The sequence below is a fragment of the Bacillus sp. AF23 genome (assembly GCF_020861455.1).
GTDB classification, from domain to species: domain Bacteria; phylum Bacillota; class Bacilli; order Bacillales; family Bacillaceae; genus Bacillus; species Bacillus halotolerans.
The window spans coordinates 58,331-75,243 of sequence record NZ_JAJHVY010000002.1 but is presented as its reverse complement, the minus strand read 5'-3'; the positions used below and the strand labels follow the sequence as shown (position 1 = coordinate 75,243).

At 45.5% G+C, this 16,913-nt stretch carries 15 protein-coding genes; 5 read left to right on the top strand and 10 right to left on the bottom strand.

Annotated elements, in window-relative coordinates; genetic code table 11:
* Positions 1 to 77: 77 nt before the first annotated feature.
* The 8 genes from LNN34_RS00375 to LNN34_RS00340 form a co-directional block, all read right to left on the bottom strand.
* On the bottom strand, positions 78 to 848 hold the full coding sequence (locus LNN34_RS00375) for an NAD-dependent epimerase/dehydratase family protein (protein WP_229042478.1): 771 nt from the start codon (positions 846 to 848) through the stop codon (positions 78 to 80).
* Positions 849 to 934: 86 nt separating this feature from the next.
* Positions 935 to 2,119, bottom strand: a complete 1,185-nt coding sequence (locus LNN34_RS00370; RefSeq protein WP_229042477.1) for a cytochrome P450 — start codon at positions 2,117 to 2,119, stop codon at positions 935 to 937.
* An 89-nt stretch (positions 2,120 to 2,208) separates the two neighbouring features.
* Positions 2,209 to 3,216, bottom strand: coding sequence for a biotin synthase BioB (bioB, locus tag LNN34_RS00365; RefSeq protein ID WP_229042476.1), 1,008 nt, complete (start codon positions 3,214 to 3,216; stop codon positions 2,209 to 2,211).
* 2 nt (positions 3,217 to 3,218) lie between these two features.
* Entirely contained in the window at positions 3,219 to 3,914 is a 696-nt protein-coding gene (gene bioD, locus LNN34_RS00360; protein WP_229042474.1) for a dethiobiotin synthase, read from the bottom strand.
* A complete protein-coding gene (gene bioF, locus LNN34_RS00355; RefSeq protein ID WP_216394417.1) occupies positions 3,911 to 5,083 on the bottom strand; it encodes an 8-amino-7-oxononanoate synthase in 1,173 nt (390 codons plus the stop codon). Before bioF ends, bioD begins: the two co-directional genes overlap by 4 nt.
* The gene (gene bioA, locus LNN34_RS00350) at positions 5,073 to 6,419 is read right to left on the bottom strand and encodes an adenosylmethionine--8-amino-7-oxononanoate transaminase (RefSeq protein WP_216394418.1); all 1,347 of its coding nucleotides are present in this window, start codon (positions 6,417 to 6,419) and stop codon (positions 5,073 to 5,075) included. The genes bioF and bioA overlap by 11 nt, the downstream gene beginning before the upstream one ends.
* Positions 6,391 to 7,185, bottom strand: coding sequence for a 6-carboxyhexanoate--CoA ligase (gene bioW, locus LNN34_RS00345; RefSeq protein ID WP_229042472.1), 795 nt, complete (start codon positions 7,183 to 7,185; stop codon positions 6,391 to 6,393). The genes bioA and bioW overlap by 29 nt, the downstream gene beginning before the upstream one ends.
* Positions 7,186 to 7,453: 268 nt before the next feature.
* Complete coding sequence (locus LNN34_RS00340) at positions 7,454 to 8,353, bottom strand: dienelactone hydrolase family protein (RefSeq protein WP_229042471.1); 900 nt, start codon at positions 8,351 to 8,353, stop codon at positions 7,454 to 7,456.
* A 246-nt stretch (positions 8,354 to 8,599) separates the two neighbouring features.
* Here LNN34_RS00340 and LNN34_RS00335 point away from each other — a divergent pair, with 246 nt between their 5' ends.
* The 5 genes from LNN34_RS00335 to melA are packed head-to-tail and all read left to right on the top strand — an operon-like array spanning position 8,600 to position 13,997.
* The gene (locus LNN34_RS00335; RefSeq protein ID WP_216394421.1) at positions 8,600 to 9,658 is read left to right on the top strand and encodes a LacI family DNA-binding transcriptional regulator; all 1,059 of its coding nucleotides are present in this window, start codon (positions 8,600 to 8,602) and stop codon (positions 9,656 to 9,658) included.
* Between the two features lie 10 nt (positions 9,659 to 9,668).
* A complete protein-coding gene (locus tag LNN34_RS00330) occupies positions 9,669 to 10,946 on the top strand; it encodes an ABC transporter substrate-binding protein (RefSeq protein ID WP_229042470.1) in 1,278 nt (425 codons plus the stop codon).
* Complete coding sequence (locus tag LNN34_RS00325; protein WP_216394423.1) at positions 10,939 to 11,850, top strand: carbohydrate ABC transporter permease; 912 nt, start codon at positions 10,939 to 10,941, stop codon at positions 11,848 to 11,850. The genes LNN34_RS00330 and LNN34_RS00325 overlap by 8 nt, the downstream gene beginning before the upstream one ends.
* Positions 11,847 to 12,677 (top strand): carbohydrate ABC transporter permease, encoded by an 831-nt coding sequence (locus tag LNN34_RS00320; RefSeq protein ID WP_216394424.1) that lies wholly within the window; start codon positions 11,847 to 11,849, stop codon positions 12,675 to 12,677. Before LNN34_RS00325 ends, LNN34_RS00320 begins: the two co-directional genes overlap by 4 nt.
* A gap of 21 nt (positions 12,678 to 12,698) precedes the next feature.
* Positions 12,699 to 13,997, top strand: a complete 1,299-nt coding sequence (gene melA, locus LNN34_RS00315) for an alpha-galactosidase MelA (RefSeq protein WP_044153748.1) — start codon at positions 12,699 to 12,701, stop codon at positions 13,995 to 13,997.
* A gap of 23 nt (positions 13,998 to 14,020) precedes the next feature.
* On the opposite strand, the gene LNN34_RS00310 is transcribed toward melA, so the two are convergent.
* Together LNN34_RS00310 and leuS are read right to left on the bottom strand one after the other, a co-directional pair.
* A complete protein-coding gene (locus LNN34_RS00310) occupies positions 14,021 to 14,332 on the bottom strand; it encodes a rhodanese-like domain-containing protein (protein ID WP_044153745.1) in 312 nt (103 codons plus the stop codon).
* 116 nt (positions 14,333 to 14,448) lie between these two features.
* On the bottom strand, positions 14,449 to 16,863 hold the full coding sequence (gene leuS, locus LNN34_RS00305; protein WP_059335626.1) for a leucine--tRNA ligase: 2,415 nt from the start codon (positions 16,861 to 16,863) through the stop codon (positions 14,449 to 14,451).
* Between the last annotated feature and the right edge of the window lie 50 nt (positions 16,864 to 16,913).

Sequence of the window (16,913 nt, the reverse complement as noted above, 5' to 3'; positions counted from 1 at the left end):
ACTGTCCCTTGCCCGGCGGCATCGGAACTGGCTTGAAACCGATCATAAAAGAAAAAGAGCATAATCTTAGAAAATGATTATGCTCTGTTATTGCCGTTCTCTTCCTCTTTCAGAAGCTCAGCAGTATTCATTTGAGGCGCAAACCCAAGCTCCTGAACCGCGGATTCTATCGACCACGGCTTGCCGGGATTGTCAGAGACGGCGTAATAAGTGCCGTAACGGATATTCGTTTCAATGGCCGCTTTAAAAATCGACAGCAAGTCCGGATGGGAAAGAAGCGTTTTTTTCGTCCGGTCGTTCTCATGCAGTGTATCCATTTCATCTGTGACGACCGTTCCGATTCGAAGGTTGATGACAGAGAGCTTATTTTCCAGATAAAACAGGTGACCGATATGTTCCGAGGTCAGCTTTAGGACGCCGTATAGATTTTTTGACAGCGGATAATCGTCGGTTGTGATTTCCCGCCCTAAGAGCGAACGTCCGTCTTTTTCGTACACATCTGTCACATGATTGCTGCTGGCGAAAACAACCTTTGGGATGCCGAGCTCTGCTGCCGCACGGCACAAATAGTAGCTTGCTCTATAAAAAATATCCGTCATTTTTTCAAATTCAGCTGTGTCCATGACATCGTATTTGATTTTGACAGCGAGTAAGTTCACGATCACGTCTGTATCTCTCGGAATCTTTTTCAATAGATCCTCATAGTTTGACGCGTCTGCCTGAATGGCGGGTCCTAAGCCTTCGTAGCGGTCTTTATCCAGCACCGTCACCTCGTACTCAGACTTAAGCCCTTCAGCCAATATCCGCCCAATCATACCATTTCCGCCAGCGATCAGCACTTTTCTCATATGTTCACTCCCCCTTTTTTATAGATTGCCCATTTTCCCAGGGGATGACACTTTTTCAGCATTCACATGGCTTCCTTTAGCCTTCATTAAAAAGTAACTGGCAGCTCCATAAGCGCTCTAAAACCAATTAGCTTCCGGTATCGCACTTCAGAAACAGCGAGCTGCAGGCTTGGCATGCGCTGCAGAAGAGTGTTGATTGCAATTTGTGTTTCTAACCGTGCCAGCGAAGAACCTATACAAATATGGTGGCCCTGCCCGAATGAAAGATGGGGATTAGGGCTTCTGGTGATATCGAACTCATTGGCATGCGCGAATACTTTTGGATCTCGATTGGCAGCCCCCAGCAGAACATAGACTTGCTCCCCTTGACGAATCGTTACGCCATTCATTTCAATCTCTTCTGACGCAACACGGGCTGTCATTTGTGTGGGGCTTTCATAGCGTAAGCATTCCTCAACTGCGGTATGAATCAGAGCTGGGTTTTCTTTGAGCTGCAAAAGCTGTTCTCGATGCTGCAGCAGACAAAGAATTGAGTTGCTGATGAGATTCACTGTTGTTTCATGTCCGGCGATTGCCAGCAATATACACGTTGATGCCACTTCCTCTTCCGTCAGCTTATCAGCCTGCTCTTCCTTCAGCAGCATGCTGATCACATCATGCTGCGGATTTTGTTTCCGTTTTTGAATGAGCTCTCTAAAATACTCCTTCATCTTTACTGTGATCTGATTGCCGTCTGTTAACACCCTTCTTGATCGGGTTAAATCAATTGTTTGAACGAGGCTTGACGCCCACTCTTTACATTGATCCCTTTCTTCTGCCGGCACACCTATGATCTTAGCTATAATGCAGCTTGCCAAAGGAAAAGCAAAGTCAGAAATCAGCTCCATCTTTTTTTCACCTTGCACTTGATCAAGCAAATGATGGACAGTTTCATTTATAAATGGGCGATAGCACTCTGTCATTCTCGGAGTAAATACCCCGCTGACCGGCATACGCAGGCGCCTGTGATCAGGCTGATTCTGAAACAGCATCATCTGCTTCTGGACATGATTCAAATCCTTATATTTTATAGAGGTCTCAGGCAGCGGGACACGTGTTCTGAATCTGGTATCTTTCAGAATTGCTGCCGCTTCCTCATATCCCGTGACATACCAGCCTGGATACTTCAAAACATTCCCTTTATATAAAGGGTGTGCAGAACGTAATGTATCGTAAAAAGGATAAGGGTTTTTAAAAAATGCAGAAGGTGTAAGTGAAATTGAATTTGTCATATGCTCCCTCTCATGATTCTGACATCATCATTTTGACTCCATAAAAATAAAAGCAATCAACATGACACCGATTGCTTCTATTCTTGCTTTCAGCTATTTGCACTTAAACTGGCTTTCATTTCTTCGACCGATTCTACTTCAAATCCTAAATCACTCAGCATTTTATGATCCTCCGTCTCCTCCTGTCCGGAAGTCGTTAAATAATCTCCGACAAAGATGGAGTTGGCGGCGTACAGCCCCAATGGCTGCAATGAACGGAGATTGACCTCTCTTCCACCAGAAATGCGGATTTCTTTTGACGGATTGATATAACGGAACAGCGCCAGCACTTTTAAGCAATACAGCGGGTTTAATTCATTTACGCCTTCTAATGGTGTGCCGTCAATCGCATGCAAAAAATTCACCGGAATGGAATCAGCGTCAAGGGCCTTCAAGCTTTGTGCGATATCGATGACATCCTGTTTCGTTTCCTTCATCCCGATAATGGCGCCTGAACATGGAGACATGCCGGAGGTTTTTGCAATCTGAACCGTATTGACCCTGTCCTCATACGTATGTGACGTGGTAATGTTTGAATGATTTCTCTGTGATGTATTGACATTATGATTATAGCGGTCTACTCCGGCTTCTTTCAGCCGCTTCGCCTGCTCCGGCTTTAGCAATCCGAGACACGCACAAACTTTCAGTCCATACGTATCTTTTATTTCCTGTACCGCTTCTGCGACCTGATCCACTTCTCTGTTGGACGGCCCCCTGCCGCTTGCCACGATACAATATGTACCTATGTTCAAATCATGCGCCCGCTTTGCGCCTTCCAGAAGGGTTTCCTTATTCACCATCCGGTAACTCTCAATCGGCGCTTTTGAAATGGCAGACTGGGAACAATAGCCGCAATTTTCCGGACAGAGCCCTGATTTTGCATTCATAATCATATTGAGCTTTACTTTTTTTCCATAAAACCGTTTTCTGATGTGAAAAGCTCCATGCATCAAAAGCAAGATGTCTTCATCTGGACAGTTTAAAATCGAAAGCGCCTCTTCGTTGGTCACCTCTGCTCCGCCCAGCACCCGGTCTGCAAGTTCCATCCATTGATTCATTTTCATGCCCCCACTCGATTGATCAGTAATGATAAATCTATATGGTCCTTCACCATATTCTGAATCGTTTCTTTTGTTGTGTTTATCAGCTTTGGCGTCACTCCTAATAGCGGCACACCGCATAGGCTCTCAATCATTTCAGGATTGGTTTTTTCATCATGATCTGGAGAATCACTGATTCCATTGATGACGATTCCGGCGATTGGAAGGCCCATGCTTTTGGCATATTGAACAGTTAAAAAGGTGTGATTAATCGTTCCAAGATGAGGGCGTGCCACAATAATCACTGGAAGCTGTAACGCTTTTATAACATGACTGACTAAAAAATCCTCTCCCAATGGCACAGAAATCCCGCCCGCACCTTCTACGATGAAGCATTCATGTTTTTCTCTTATCCGCTCCCAATGGCGTAAGACCTCTTCCATTTTGACAGCCTTTCCCTCCAGCTTTCCTGCAACATATGGAGCTAGCGGCTCTTTAAATGCAAAAGGCGTAATCTCTTCATGTGAAAGACTCGTTTGCGACATCTCTTTCAGCAGGCTTGTATCGCTCTCTGGATGATGAGGGGAGATTCCGCTTAGAAATGGTTTAAATACTCCGACATCCATCTTATTTTCCCGCAATAAGGCTGCAAGACCGCAGGATATCACCGTTTTCCCCACTTCTGTATCTGTTCCGGTTACAAAAAAACCTCTCATGGAATGATGTTCAGCTCCTTTCCGATTGAACGAAATGCTTCCAGCAAATGATCAATATCCCTCATACTGTGCCCAGCAGTGATGGTTAATCGGATACGGCTTTCTCCTGGCGCAACGGTCGGCGGACGAATGGCAGGGGCATAGATTCCTTTGTCCTGCAGTTTTTCAGCAAACGTGACCGTTTTTCGGGTATCGCCGATGACCACCGGAATAATCGGTGTATGATGCCCCTTCACCACATAGCCCATGTGCTTCAGATTCGTTTTGATCATCTGGATATAAGAATATAAAAGCTGTCGTTTTTCCTTGCTGGCCTCCATGATGTCTAACGCCTCATGGGCAGCTGCACAGCTTGCCGGCGGAATAGCGGTTTGAAAGATAAACGTTCTGGCATGGTTCAGCAGAAAGTCGATGAATACCGCTGAACCTGCAGCGAATCCCCCTTCCGCTCCGGCAGCTTTGCTTAACGTGCCGATGACAATGTCAGGACAAACACCGAAATGTTCACTCGTCCCTCCTCCTGATTCTCCCAAAACACCTGTTGCATGCGCATCATCAACGATCACGTAAGCATTGCAGCTTTTAGCAAGAGAGATGATCTGATCAAGAGGGGCAATCGTGCCATCCATGCTAAATACCCCGTCTGTTACGATAAAACGGCGCTGGTACCGCTGTGTTTCTTTCAGTTTTTCTTCAAGATCAGCCATTTCGATATGGCGATAAATGACCGTATCAGCCTTAGACAGGCGGCAGCCATCGATGATACTTGCATGATTTAATTGATCACTTAAAATGACGTCCCCTTTTTCAGGTAACGAAGAAAGGACACCGACATTGGCTAAATAGCCGCTTGAAAACAGTAAAGCCGCTTCTGTCCGTTTAAAGCCGGCAATCTTTTTTTCGAGTTTTTCATGCCAGATCGAATTGCCCGTCGTTAAACGCGAGCCGGTGCTTCCTGCTCCAAATTGCTGCAGTGCTTCTTGAGCTGCAGAGATTAAGCGGTTATGGTTTGCGAGACCTAAATAATTGTTTGACGACCAGACCGTTTGATTTTTGCCATCAATCGTCACCTCCGGAATTGGAAGCCCATTCATTGTTCGCAGTGTACGGTATACGCCGGCTCCCTTCGCTTTGTCTAACCGGCGGCTTAACCAGCTGTCAATGCTCAAGGCTGGTTACCTCTTGGATCGCTTCTTTCATAATAGACACCATTGCTTCGAGCTCTTCAGCTGTGCTGGCAAGCGGAGGCAGAAATGCAATTACATCGCCGAGCGGTCTCGTCAGCATCCCGAGCTCTCTCATTTTCAAAGAAACTTTGTACCCCACTCGCCGATCAGCAGGATAAGGCCGTTTGGTTTCCTTTGACTGAACAAGCTCTGCGCCGCACATAAAGCCGAGCTGCCGAATATCCCCAACGTGAGGAAGTGCATGCAGGTCTTGAAGAAGTAAATGGAGCTTTTTACTTTTTTGCGCGACTTGTTCAACGATGTTTTCAGATTCAAATAATCTCAGATTTTCAAGAGCAACCGCACAGCCAAGCTGATTTCCTGTATAGGAGTGACCGTGGAAAAAGGTTTTTTGTTCTTTGTAATCATCGTAGAATGCATGGTAGATGTCTTCGGTGGCAAAAGTGACGGCTATCGGCAAATAGCCTCCTGTAATGCCTTTGCCGGCAGCCATTAGATCAGGCTGAACATTTTCGTGCTCACATGCAAACATTTTCCCCGTACGCCCAAAACCAGTGGCAACTTCATCAACAATCATTAAGACATCGTAAGCTGTACAAAGCTCGCGCACACCTGCCAAGTATCCTGCCGGCATCACAATCATGCCGGATGCTCCTTGAACCATTGATTCAATCGAAAGTGCTGCAATTTCGTGATGGTGTTCCTTCAGCAGCTGTTCAAGCGCATAGAGACACTCATCACGGCTCTGCACAGGATCGCCGCTTTCAGAGCGGTATACATAAGGGATCGGAGCTTTATAACTATCAAACATTAACGGGCCATAGACGTGGTGGAACAGTTCAATTGAACCGACACTGACGGCACCGATCGTATCGCCGTGATACCCATTTTTCATTGCGATAAATTTTTGTTTCTCAGGCTTTCCGATGTTCTTCCAATATTGAAACGCCATTTTTAGAGCAATTTCCATCGCTTCTGCACCGCTGTCCGAATAAAAAACACGCGTCAGCTTCTCCGGACTGATCTCGGTTAATGTCTCGGCAAGTTCAGTCGCCGGGACGTTGGTCATGCCCAATAATGTGGAGTGAGCAATTTTGCCAAGCTGTTTTATGATGGCCTCATCTAATTCCTTTTTGCGGTGCCCGTGCACATTAAGCCAAACGGAAGAAAAGCCGTCATAATATTCCTTGCCGTTAATGTCTTTTACTTTGATTCCGTTGCCGCTTTCGATGATCAAGGGATGTTCATCATAGTCTTTCATTTGAGTAAAAGGCAGCCAAAGATGTTTTTTACTTTTTTCTATCAAATCTTGAGTCATCATCTTCCTCCCACTCTATTAAAATAGGATTCTTCTTGAGATCATTTATGTATGTGTTTACATTTACAGAGCCGTCAGCAAAAAAGATTCGGCAGCCCTCTTCAGTCCCGTATTCTTTCATTGCTGTAATGCGCTGATAGCCCAATTTTTTACCCGCGACGTAGCCTGTTATGTAATCAGGGTCATCTGACCAGCATAATTCTGCAACGGTTGCCGGATGCTCACTCACCTTCGAAGCAAGTGCAAGGGCCTCTTTTATTCTTGAATTGGACGACATGTTATTGCGGAACGCCCAATTTTCAAAATTGGCGTCCGGCCAATCCATTCTGGACACCCGTACACCTTTATCGTGTGTTTGATCAATTCGTTCGCCAGTGTGAATATCAAACACCACTGCTCCCCTGATACCTGACCATTCAGACATTTGTTGATATGCTTTTTCAATCACTTTTCTTGGAACACCCGCTTTCCCCAATAAGAATCGGGCAAGACTTTGTCCCTCTTCCGGGGATTCTACTTCATTTGTCTTCATTGGTAATGGATGAATCTTCTTAACCGGCTCATGAACCTCTTCAAATTGAATTTGCATAAAATCCGGTTTTCCTCTAGAGTGAGATAACCCTTTTTCTAATAAAGCATTCACCGTACGTTTCATATTATCGAACGTGATGAGCCGTTCTCCGCCGGATATATGCTTTCCTCCATCTTCGTGAGACCCATTCATAGAAGCTCTCATTCTGACACTGTAAAATGTTTCTTCTTGCATACCTTCTCGCCCTTTCAGCTTTGATTACAGAAGAAAGTATTCTATTTGTTAACCATTTATAAATTCAGGTTAACAATTAGAATACTATTATGTATACACAATTCTGTCAATATCAGAACGCCATTTCCTCATAAACAAAATCTATTTATCATGTATATTCCTGATAACTGTATTGATCCACTAGAAAAAGAAGAGACGGGCAGATGCTCGCCTCCTTACCTGTTTAGAACCATTTCAGAAAAACACGTAAAGCCTGCCCTTTTTCATGTCACAGCCACTTTTTCAAAAACTGCAGAGCTTCATGCCTCATCATAGCTGTTTCAAAATGCCCTGAAGCGGAGCGCACCATACGGTAACAATCAGAAGCCCCTTTTTCAGCATACAAAGCTGTTAATTCTTTTTCGATTTTGTTCACTCCCTCAGCGGGTGTTAGCCGATCATGTATGCCGGCAAGACTAAGATGCGGTCGCGGTGCGATCAGGCTTTGGATATCTGATGCAGAAAAGTGCTTGGCAAGAGACGGAACGTAATAATAAAAGCCATGCCGGTCAAGGTTCTGTGTTTCAATCAGTACATGATGGTCAACCTGACTGCATAAATCCGCACATGCCTTTATCCGTTCATCAAGCGCCGCTGTCCACCAAGCCATCAAGCCCCCCATAGACATGCCGATCGTTCCGATTCTGTCAGGCTGAATATCAGGGCGGCTCTGCACATAATCAATGGCTCTTATACTGTCGTAAATCATCATGCCCCACATCACCCTGCCCGTCAGAAGCATCTCTTTAAAAATCTCGCTTTCTGATTTTCCCCGTCTGTCTCCAAATCCCCAATGGTCGATTGCCAATATGCCATATCCGAGAGAAGTCAGCTCCCGAGCAAAAGAAGGCGCTTTCAAATAATCCGCTCCCTCAAGCAGTTCACTTTTTCCCCGTTCATACTGCCCGCCATGCGAATGCTGAAATAATATAACCGGGCACCGTCCTATTGCGGCTTTCGGCTTCACAAAATATGCAGGCACCTTTTCAAGCCCATTTATATCAAGCAGCAGCGTTTCAATTATATATCCCTCTTTTTCCTCAATACGCAGCGTTTCCGCCCCCGTATGCTTCCGATCAGGCAAATCACCAAGCAATCGAAACAGCAGCTCTCTTTTTTCGTTACTCATCCCATCACCCTTCCTTCTTCGCTTATCTTCAATGTACGAGACGGATTTGTTATTCCCTTTATTTTTCACACAGTATATAGAAACAAAAATCGTAGTTTACTAAACTTTCACTAAATACAACAAAATATTCTGAAATTCATTATTGTAACCGCTTACTTTCATATGATAGTATCAATTTATCAAAAACGTATGAGTAAAATATTTCTTTTGTTTTAGTAAATCTCATTCAAATGAAAGGGAGTAACCATGGTTCGTCTAAAAGATATCGCCTTAAAAGCGAACGTTTCAAATGCTACTGTTTCGAGAATTTTAAATGAAGATCATTCGCTTTCTGTGGCTGGTGAAACGAGACAAAGAGTGATCAGTATCGCTGAAGAGCTAGGCTATCAAACTGTCGCTAAACGCCGAAAAGCCCGCGGACAAAAACAGCGCGCCCAGCCGCTTATCGGGGTGCTGAGCTGCTTATCTCCCGATGAAGAACGGCAGGATCCTTATTTTTCTTCTATTCGCAAAGGAATTGAAAAAGAATGCTTTGAACAGGAAATTTTCATTACAAACTCCATCCATCTCGGTTCCTTCCAGGAGCATATTTTTCGGGAATTAGACGGTATCATTGTTATCGGCCGTGTCCATGACGAAGCCGTTCAACATATCAGCGGCCGATTGGAGCATGCCGTATTTATCAATCATTCTCCCGATCCGCAGATATACGACTCGATTGGGATTGATTTTGAAGCCGCCGCACGCCAGGCAATTGATCACCTTTTCGATTTAGGTTACCAACGATTAGGCTATATCGGCGGGCAGGAGAAGGAGCATACACTGAGGGACGGCCAAAGCATTCGCAGAACAATTGAGGACAAACGCCAGACTGCCTTTTTGCAGTCCGCCCATCCTCAGCCTGAACACGTCCTGGTCGGCGATTACAGCATGCGCGAGGGCTATCGCCTGATGAAAAAAGCCATCACTCAAGGCAAGCTGCCTGAAGCCTTTTTTATCGCAAGTGATTCTATGGCCATCGGCGCATTGAAAGCACTTCAGGAAGCCGATCTGCATGTGCCGCGGGATACAGCCATTGTCAGCTTTAACGGCATTGAAGAGGCCGAGTTTGCAAGCACACCTTTAACCACCGTGAAAGTGCATACAGAGGAAATGGGCCGAACAGGCGTAAAACAGCTTCTCGACCGCTTTAACGGCCGAACAATTCCTCATCAAGTCACCCTGCCGACAACACTGATCATCAGGCAAAGCTGCGGATATACAGCTAAGGAGGTGACGCAAGACAAACGTTCATCAAGATCATAAGGAGGAAAAGATGAAACACATATTTGTTTTATTTCTCTCTCTTATTCTGCTGATTCTGCCGGGTTGCTCATCTGAAGAAAGCGCTGCAGATACGGGCAAAAAGACGTTAACCATTTATTCTACGATGTCAACGGACAGTGAAAGAAACACATTCAGAAAACTAGCCGCAGCGTTCGAAAAGGAAAGCGGCATTCGCGTCAGCATTCATTTCCCAGGCAATGACTATGAAAATATGATGCGTGTCAGAATGGCCGCCAATGATCTGCCTGATCTCTTTGATACTCATGGCTGGGGGAAAATCAGGTACGGGGAGTATACAGCCGATCTCCGGGATATGGACTGGACTCAGAATCTTGATCCAAATTTAAACAGCATCCTTAAAAACAAGAGCGGAAAGGTATACGCATATCCGATCAACCAGGCAAAGGACGGTCTGGCGTACAACCGCAATATGTTAGACCGTTTCGGCATTGATCCGCCGGAAACGATGGATGACTTTATAAAAGCACTGAGAACGATTAAAGAAAAAAGCAATGGAGAAATCGTTCCTTTCTGGTTCGCCGGATATGATAAAAGCTCTTTCGCCCAATATTATGACCAATTCGCAACACCTCTTCTCATCACAGATCCTGCCCATAATGAAAAGAAACAGCTCATTGACGGCACCTTCAATTGGAGCAAATTTACTTATCTTTCAGATACCCTCAAACAAATGCAGAAAGAAAAACTCATCAATATCGATGCCGTAACAGCAAAAAAATCACAGCTCATTGAGTTAATGGCTCAAAACAAAATTGCTTTTACCATGCAGGGCGGCACCCTCGGTCAAGACGTCGCCCAAATTAACCCGAATGTAAAGATTGGGATTATCCCGACACCAGCTATTCACTCCGGTGATGACCCGATATGGATTGGAGGCGAGCGCTATACCCTGGCAGCATGGAAAGACTCGCCTCATTTAAAGGAAGCAAAGCAATTTATCGCATTTATGGCTCGTCCCGCCCATGCGAAAGAAATGGCTGAAGCCACATCGCTTCCTTCAGGGCTGACCAATGTAAAAGCTGATATTTTCTATGCCAAAGACTATCAGCATTATCAGAACATGAAAGTTGAGCCCTATTTCGACCGATTGTACCTGCCGAACGGGATGTGGGATGTAATGGGAACGGTCGGCCAGGAGCTTGCGGCAGACATTTTGACACCCAACGAGATTTCTAAAAAGCTGGGAAGAGAATATAAACGACTCCGGGAGCAATCTGGAACACAGGGAGCTGAAAACAATGAGTGAGATCGCAAGAGATGTTCATGTGAAACAGGTCAAGCCGAAAAAACAATCCTCACTTTGGTGGATGTATGTTCCGGCTCTGCTCTCCGTTTTGATCTTCATGATTTATCCGTTTGTAAAAGGCGCTTTTATCACCTTCACAAATTGGAACGGATTTTCTCAGGTTTATCAGTGGGTCGGTTTCGCTCAGTATGAAAGGCTGTTTGCGGATCCCGACACATGGCATATCTTAAAAAACACGCTGCTATACGGACTCGGCAGCACCTTTTTTCAAAACGGCATTGGGCTTCTGTACGCCCTGCTATTAAATCAAAGCATAAAAATGAAAGCGATAACAAGGACCATTGTGTATTTGCCGGTTATGATCAGTCCGCTCATTATGGGCTACATTTGGTACTTTTTCTTTTCTTATGACGGAGGCGCGCTTAATGACCTGCTTGGCGTTTTCGGCATCACCCCGATCAACGCGCTCGCCAGTCCGTCTTCGAACCCATGGATCATCGTCATGATTAACACGTACCAATATGTCGGCATCGCCATGATTGTCTATTTGGCAGGCCTGCAAAGCATTCCGAAAGATTACTATGAAGCAGCGGAAATGGATGGCGCGACACGGGGCCAGCAGTTTTTCGGCATCACCCTGCCGCTGTTAATGCCTTCGATCACGATCAATATGGTCATCAACATCATCGGAGGCTTAAAGCTGTTTGACGTGATAATTGCGCTCACTGCAGGCGGACCCGGAAACGCGTCGCAATCGATGTCAACGTTTATGTATGACCTGTATTTTAAACGGCAGGATGCCGGCTATGCTGCGACACAAGGCATATTTATGGCATTTGTCATTTTGATCATCAGCTTTTGCGCGCTTGCGTACTTTAAAAGAAAGGAGACGGAAATGTCATGAGAGCCGCCCGCTCAAACAAACTGCGGTTTATTACACTTCTTGCTGCCATTGTAGCCTGTGCGCATTTCATTCCTTTTTACATTCTGCTGACCACTTCATTGAAAGCAAAAGGAGATTACAGTTCCAAATGGCTGTTTCCATCTGACATTTCCTTTCAAAATTTTTCTGAGGCATGGGAGCGTGCTTCACTTGGCAACTCGTTTATCAACACAATCATCATCACAGGTGTTTCGGCATTGTTATTAATCATATTCGGCTCACTGGCCGCCTACCCTCTTGCCCGGCGGGAAACCAAACTGAATAAAGCCGTTTTCGCGCTGCTGATTTCAATTATGATCATCCCTCCGTTAACGTCCATGGTGCCTTTATACAGAATGGTCGTGGACGCCGGTATGGTCAATACACACGCAGTCGCCATTTTGATCAATACAGCGGCGTATATGCCATTAACCGTGTTTTTGTATTCCGGCTTTATCCGTTCGACCATTCCAAAAGAGCTTGAAGAAGCAGCAAGAATGGATGGAGCGGGAATGCTGAAAATCTTTTTTATGATCGTGTTTCCTTTGCTGAAGCCGATCACTGCCACCATCTGTATTATTTCCTGTGTCTTTATATGGAATGACTATCAATTTGCGATTTTCTTTTTACAGGATCAGAAGGTGCAGACACTTACTGTTGCAATGGCCGGGTTTTTCGGAGAAAACGCCAACAATCTGCATTTGGTCGCCGCAGCTGCCATCATGGCGATGCTGCCGATGGTCATTCTGTTTCTGGCGCTGCAAAAATACTTTATTGCCGGACTGTCATCAGGAGCGGTAAAAGGGTAATGAATTAAAGGAGGAAGCGACATGAAAAAAATCACATTTATCGGTGCAGGGAGCACAATTTTCGCAAAAAATGTTTTAGGAGACTGCTTGTTAACGGAGGCGTTAAATGGATTTGAATTTGCGCTTTACGACATTGACCCAAAACGCTTGCAGGAATCTCAGCTTATGCTCGAAAATTTGAGAGACCGCTATAATCCGAGCGTGGTTATCAACAGCTATGACGACAGAAAACTGGCTTTGCAGCAAGCGGGCTATGTGATTAATGCCATTCAGGTCGGAGGCTATAAACCAAGCACAGTCATCGATTTTGAGATTCCTAAACGATACGGATTGCGGCAGACGATTGCCGACACAGTGGGCATCGGCGGGATATTCAGATCACTCAGGACAATCCCCGTGTTATTTGATATCGCAAGAGATATTGAGGAAATGTGTCCCGACGCCTGGTTTTTAAACTATACAAACCCAATGGCCTCCCTGACTGGCGCTATGCTTCGCTATACGGATGTGAAAACGATCGGGCTCTGCCACAGCGTCCAAGTGTGCACAAGAGATTTATTTAGATCTCTCGGTATGGAGCACGACGGGATTGAAGAACGAATCGCAGGCATCAATCATATGGCATGGCTGTTGGAAGTGAAAAAGGACGGCGCTGATTTATATCCCGAAATCAAAAAGAGAGCGAGAGAAAAGCAAAAAACAAAGCATCATGACATGGTGCGATTTGAATTGATGGATAAGTTCGGTTATTACGTCACGGAATCATCAGAGCACAACGCAGAATACCATCCTTATTTTATTAAGCGGAATTATCCTGAATTGATCAACGAGCTGCAGATCCCGCTGGACGAATATCCAAGAAGATGCGTAAAACAGATAGCAGATTGGGAGAAAATGAGGGATGACATTGTTAACAATAAAAACCTCCCCCATAAACGCTCAAAGGAATATGGCTCAAGAATAATAGAAGCAATGGAAACGAATCAGCCGTTCACCTTCGGAGGAAACGTCTTAAATACCGGACTCATCACAAACCTTCCTTCCAAAGCGGTAGTCGAAGTGACATGCGTCGCCGACAGAAAAAAAATAACCCCGTGCTTTGCCGGAGAACTGCCTGAGCAGCTCGCAGCATTAAACAGAACGAATATCAACACACAGCTGATGACCATTGAAGCTGCTGTTACACGAAAAAAAGAAGCTGTCTACCAGGCAGCCATGCTTGACCCGCATACAAGTGCGGAGCTGTCCATCAATGACATTATTTCTATGTGTGATGATTTATTTGAAGCGCACGGCGATTGGCTTCCAGCATACAAATAAAAAAACTAGGGGTGATCTCTCCCCTAGTTTTTCGGTTTCGTTTCACCTTCCCAGGCCATCATACCGCCTTCTACGTTGACTGTTTTAAAGCCTTGCTCATCCAAATACCTGCAGACATTCATGCTGCGCATCCCTGATCGGCAGATAAAAGTGTACTCTTTGTCTTTATCGAGGGTGTCCATTTTTTCAGGAATATCCCCCATGCGAATATGAACCGCTTGCGGGATCATGCCTTCCGCAACCTCTTCATCTTCTCTGACATCAATCAAATACAATTCTTCATCCGCCTCGATTTTTTCTTTCAAAGCAGCTGTGCTGATTTCTTTTATTTCCAAAGAAAACACTCCTATTCACCAATAATCATGTTCAGTATATCAAAGTCAGCTGGACGATTGCTATTCAGAGACTGATGAAAAAAATCCCCTTTTTGAAAAAGGGGATTTTTCCAGGATTAGTTTGCCACAATATTGACAAGCTTGCCAGGCACCGCGATGATTTTACGAATGGTTTTGCCTTCAAGCTGCTCTTTGACCTTTTCATCTGCTTGAGCAAGCTGTTCGAGCTGTTCCTTCGTCGCATCTGCAGGAACCTGTAGTTTCGCTTTCACTTTTCCATTCAGCTGAACAACGATTTCAACTTCGTCGTCAACAAGTTTTGCTTCATCATATACAGGCCAAGCCTCATATGCAATTGTACCGCTATGGCCCAATTTCTCCCACAGCTCTTCCGCGAGGTGAGGCGCGATAGGAGAAAGAAGCTTCACAAAGCCTTCCATATATTCCTTCGGCAGCTCTGACGCTTTATAGGCTTCGTTGATAAAGACCATCAGCTGAGAAATACCTGTGTTAAAACGCAGGCCCTCATAGTGGTCTGTCACTTTCATGACTGTTTCATGATAGACGCGCTCCAATGTTTCACCGGCGCCTTCAACGATTTTGCCATTAAGCTCACCGCTGTCTTCAACAAACAGGCGCCATACGCGGTCAAGGAAGCGGCGTGCGCCGTCTAAGCCTGATTCAGACCAGGCAATTGAAGCATCAAGCGGTCCCATGAACATTTCGTACAATCTCAGTGTATCAGCGCCGTGAGATGCAACGATTTCATCAGGGTTGACAACGTTCCCTTTTGACTTACTCATTTTCTCGTTGTTTTCACCGAGAATCATTCCTTGGTTATACAGCTTTTGGAACGGTTCTTTCGTCGGCACTACACCGATATCATAAAGGAACTTGTGCCAGAAACGGGCATACAGAAGGTGAAGCACAGCATGCTCCGCGCCGCCGATATACATATCAACCGGAAGCCATTTTTCCATTTTCTCAGGTGATGCCAGCTGATCCGAATTGTGCGGATCAATGTAGCGCAAGAAATACCAGCAGCTTCCCGCCCATTGCGGCATTGTATTCGTTTCTCTTCTTCCTTTTTTCCCTGTTTCAGGGTCTGTTACTTCAACCCACTCTTTAATGTTCGCAAGCGGTGATTCGCCGGTGCCGCTCGGTTTGATTTCGTTTGTTTTCGGCAGAATCAGCGGCAGTTCTTCCTCCGGCACTGCTGTTGACGTTCCGTCCTCCCAATGAATGATCGGAATCGGCTCGCCCCAGTAACGCTGGCGGCTGAAGAGCCAGTCGCGCAGACGGTAAGTGACTTTCTTTTCACCGTTTTTCGTTTCTTCCAGCCAAGCGATGATTTTTTCAATCGCTTCCTGTTTATTAAGTCCGTTAAGGAAGTCAGAGTTTACGTGCTCTCCGTCGCCTGTGTACGCTTCTTCCTCAACATTTCCGCCTTTCACGACTTCCTTGACTGGAAGGCCAAATGTGTTGGCGAATTCAAAATCACGCTCATCGTGACCGGGAACAGCCATGACTGCACCTGTTCCGTATGAAGCAAGAACATAATCTGCGATCCAGATCGGCAGTTTTTCACCGTTTACAGGATTGATCGCATAAGCTCCCGTGAAGACGCCTGTCTTTGTTTTCGCGAGATCCGTGCGCTCAAGGTCACTCTTTGATTGAATTTCTTTGATATAAGCTTCAACAGCTTCTTTTTGCTCAGCAGCTGTGATTTTTTCTACCAATGCATGCTCCGGAGCAAGTACAGTGTATGTAGCGCCAAACAATGTATCAGGTCTTGTTGTAAACACCGTAAATGATTCATCATGTCCGTCTATGCCAAAATGAACGTGCGCACCTTCAGAACGGCCGATCCAGTTGCGCTGCATGTCTTTAATGCTCTCCGGCCAATCAAGCTCTTCCAAGTCATCAAGAAGCCTGTCCGCATAAGCTGTGATTTTCAGCATCCACTGCTTCATCGGGCGTCTTTCGACCGGATGGCCGCCGCGTTCACTCTTTCCGTCGATGACTTCTTCGTTGGCAAGAACCGTACCGAGTGCAGGGCACCAGTTTACCGGCACCTCATCAACGTAAGCAAGGCCCTTTTCATAAAGCTTTAAGAAAATCCATTGTGTCCATTTATAGTATTCAGGATCTGTCGTGTTGATTTCGCGATCCCAATCATATGAAAAACCGAGCGCCTGAATTTGGCGGCGGAAATTATCAATATTCTGCTTCGTAAACACTGCCGGGTCATTCCCGGTGTCGAGAGCGTATTGCTCAGCCGGCAGACCGAATGCGTCCCAGCCCATCGGATGAAGAACGTCATACCCCTGCATGCGCTTCATGCGGGAGAGGATATCCGTCGCTGTATAGCCTTCAGGGTGTCCGACGTGCAGACCCGCTCCAGACGGATAAGGAAACATGTCCAGCGCGTAAAATTTTTGTTTCTCATTATGATCAAGAGTGGCAAATGTTTTGTTTTCCAGCCAATAATTTTGCCATTTCTTTTCTATCTCTTTGTGCTGAAAACTCAAAGTAAAAACCTCCTTCTGATTGAATACGGCGTTTTATGGTTCAAGTATTG

Bases quoted from the DNA above. Each gene is read 5' to 3' on its own strand.
- LNN34_RS00340 (WP_229042471.1), bottom strand. From the start codon at position 8,353: ATGAGTAACGAAAAAAGAGAGCTGCTGTTTCGATTGCTTGGTGATTTG.
- bioD (WP_229042474.1), bottom strand. From the start codon at position 3,914: ATGAGAGGTTTTTTTGTAACCGGAACAGATACAGAAGTGGGGAAAACG.
- LNN34_RS00375 (WP_229042478.1), bottom strand. From the start codon at position 848: ATGAGAAAAGTGCTGATCGCTGGCGGAAATGGTATGATTGGGCGGATA.
- LNN34_RS00335 (WP_216394421.1), top strand. From the start codon at position 8,600: ATGGTTCGTCTAAAAGATATCGCCTTAAAAGCGAACGTTTCAAATGCT.
- bioA (WP_216394418.1), bottom strand. From the start codon at position 6,419: ATGACTCAAGATTTGATAGAAAAAAGTAAAAAACATCTTTGGCTGCCT.
- LNN34_RS00320 (WP_216394424.1), top strand. From the start codon at position 11,847: ATGAGAGCCGCCCGCTCAAACAAACTGCGGTTTATTACACTTCTTGCT.
- bioW (WP_229042472.1), bottom strand. From the start codon at position 7,185: ATGCAAGAAGAAACATTTTACAGTGTCAGAATGAGAGCTTCTATGAAT.
- LNN34_RS00325 (WP_216394423.1), top strand. From the start codon at position 10,939: ATGAGTGAGATCGCAAGAGATGTTCATGTGAAACAGGTCAAGCCGAAA.
- LNN34_RS00370 (WP_229042477.1), bottom strand. From the start codon at position 2,119: ATGACAAATTCAATTTCACTTACACCTTCTGCATTTTTTAAAAACCCT.
- LNN34_RS00330 (WP_229042470.1), top strand. From the start codon at position 9,669: ATGAAACACATATTTGTTTTATTTCTCTCTCTTATTCTGCTGATTCTG.
- melA (WP_044153748.1), top strand. From the start codon at position 12,699: ATGAAAAAAATCACATTTATCGGTGCAGGGAGCACAATTTTCGCAAAA.
- bioB (WP_229042476.1), bottom strand. From the start codon at position 3,216: ATGAATCAATGGATGGAACTTGCAGACCGGGTGCTGGGCGGAGCAGAG.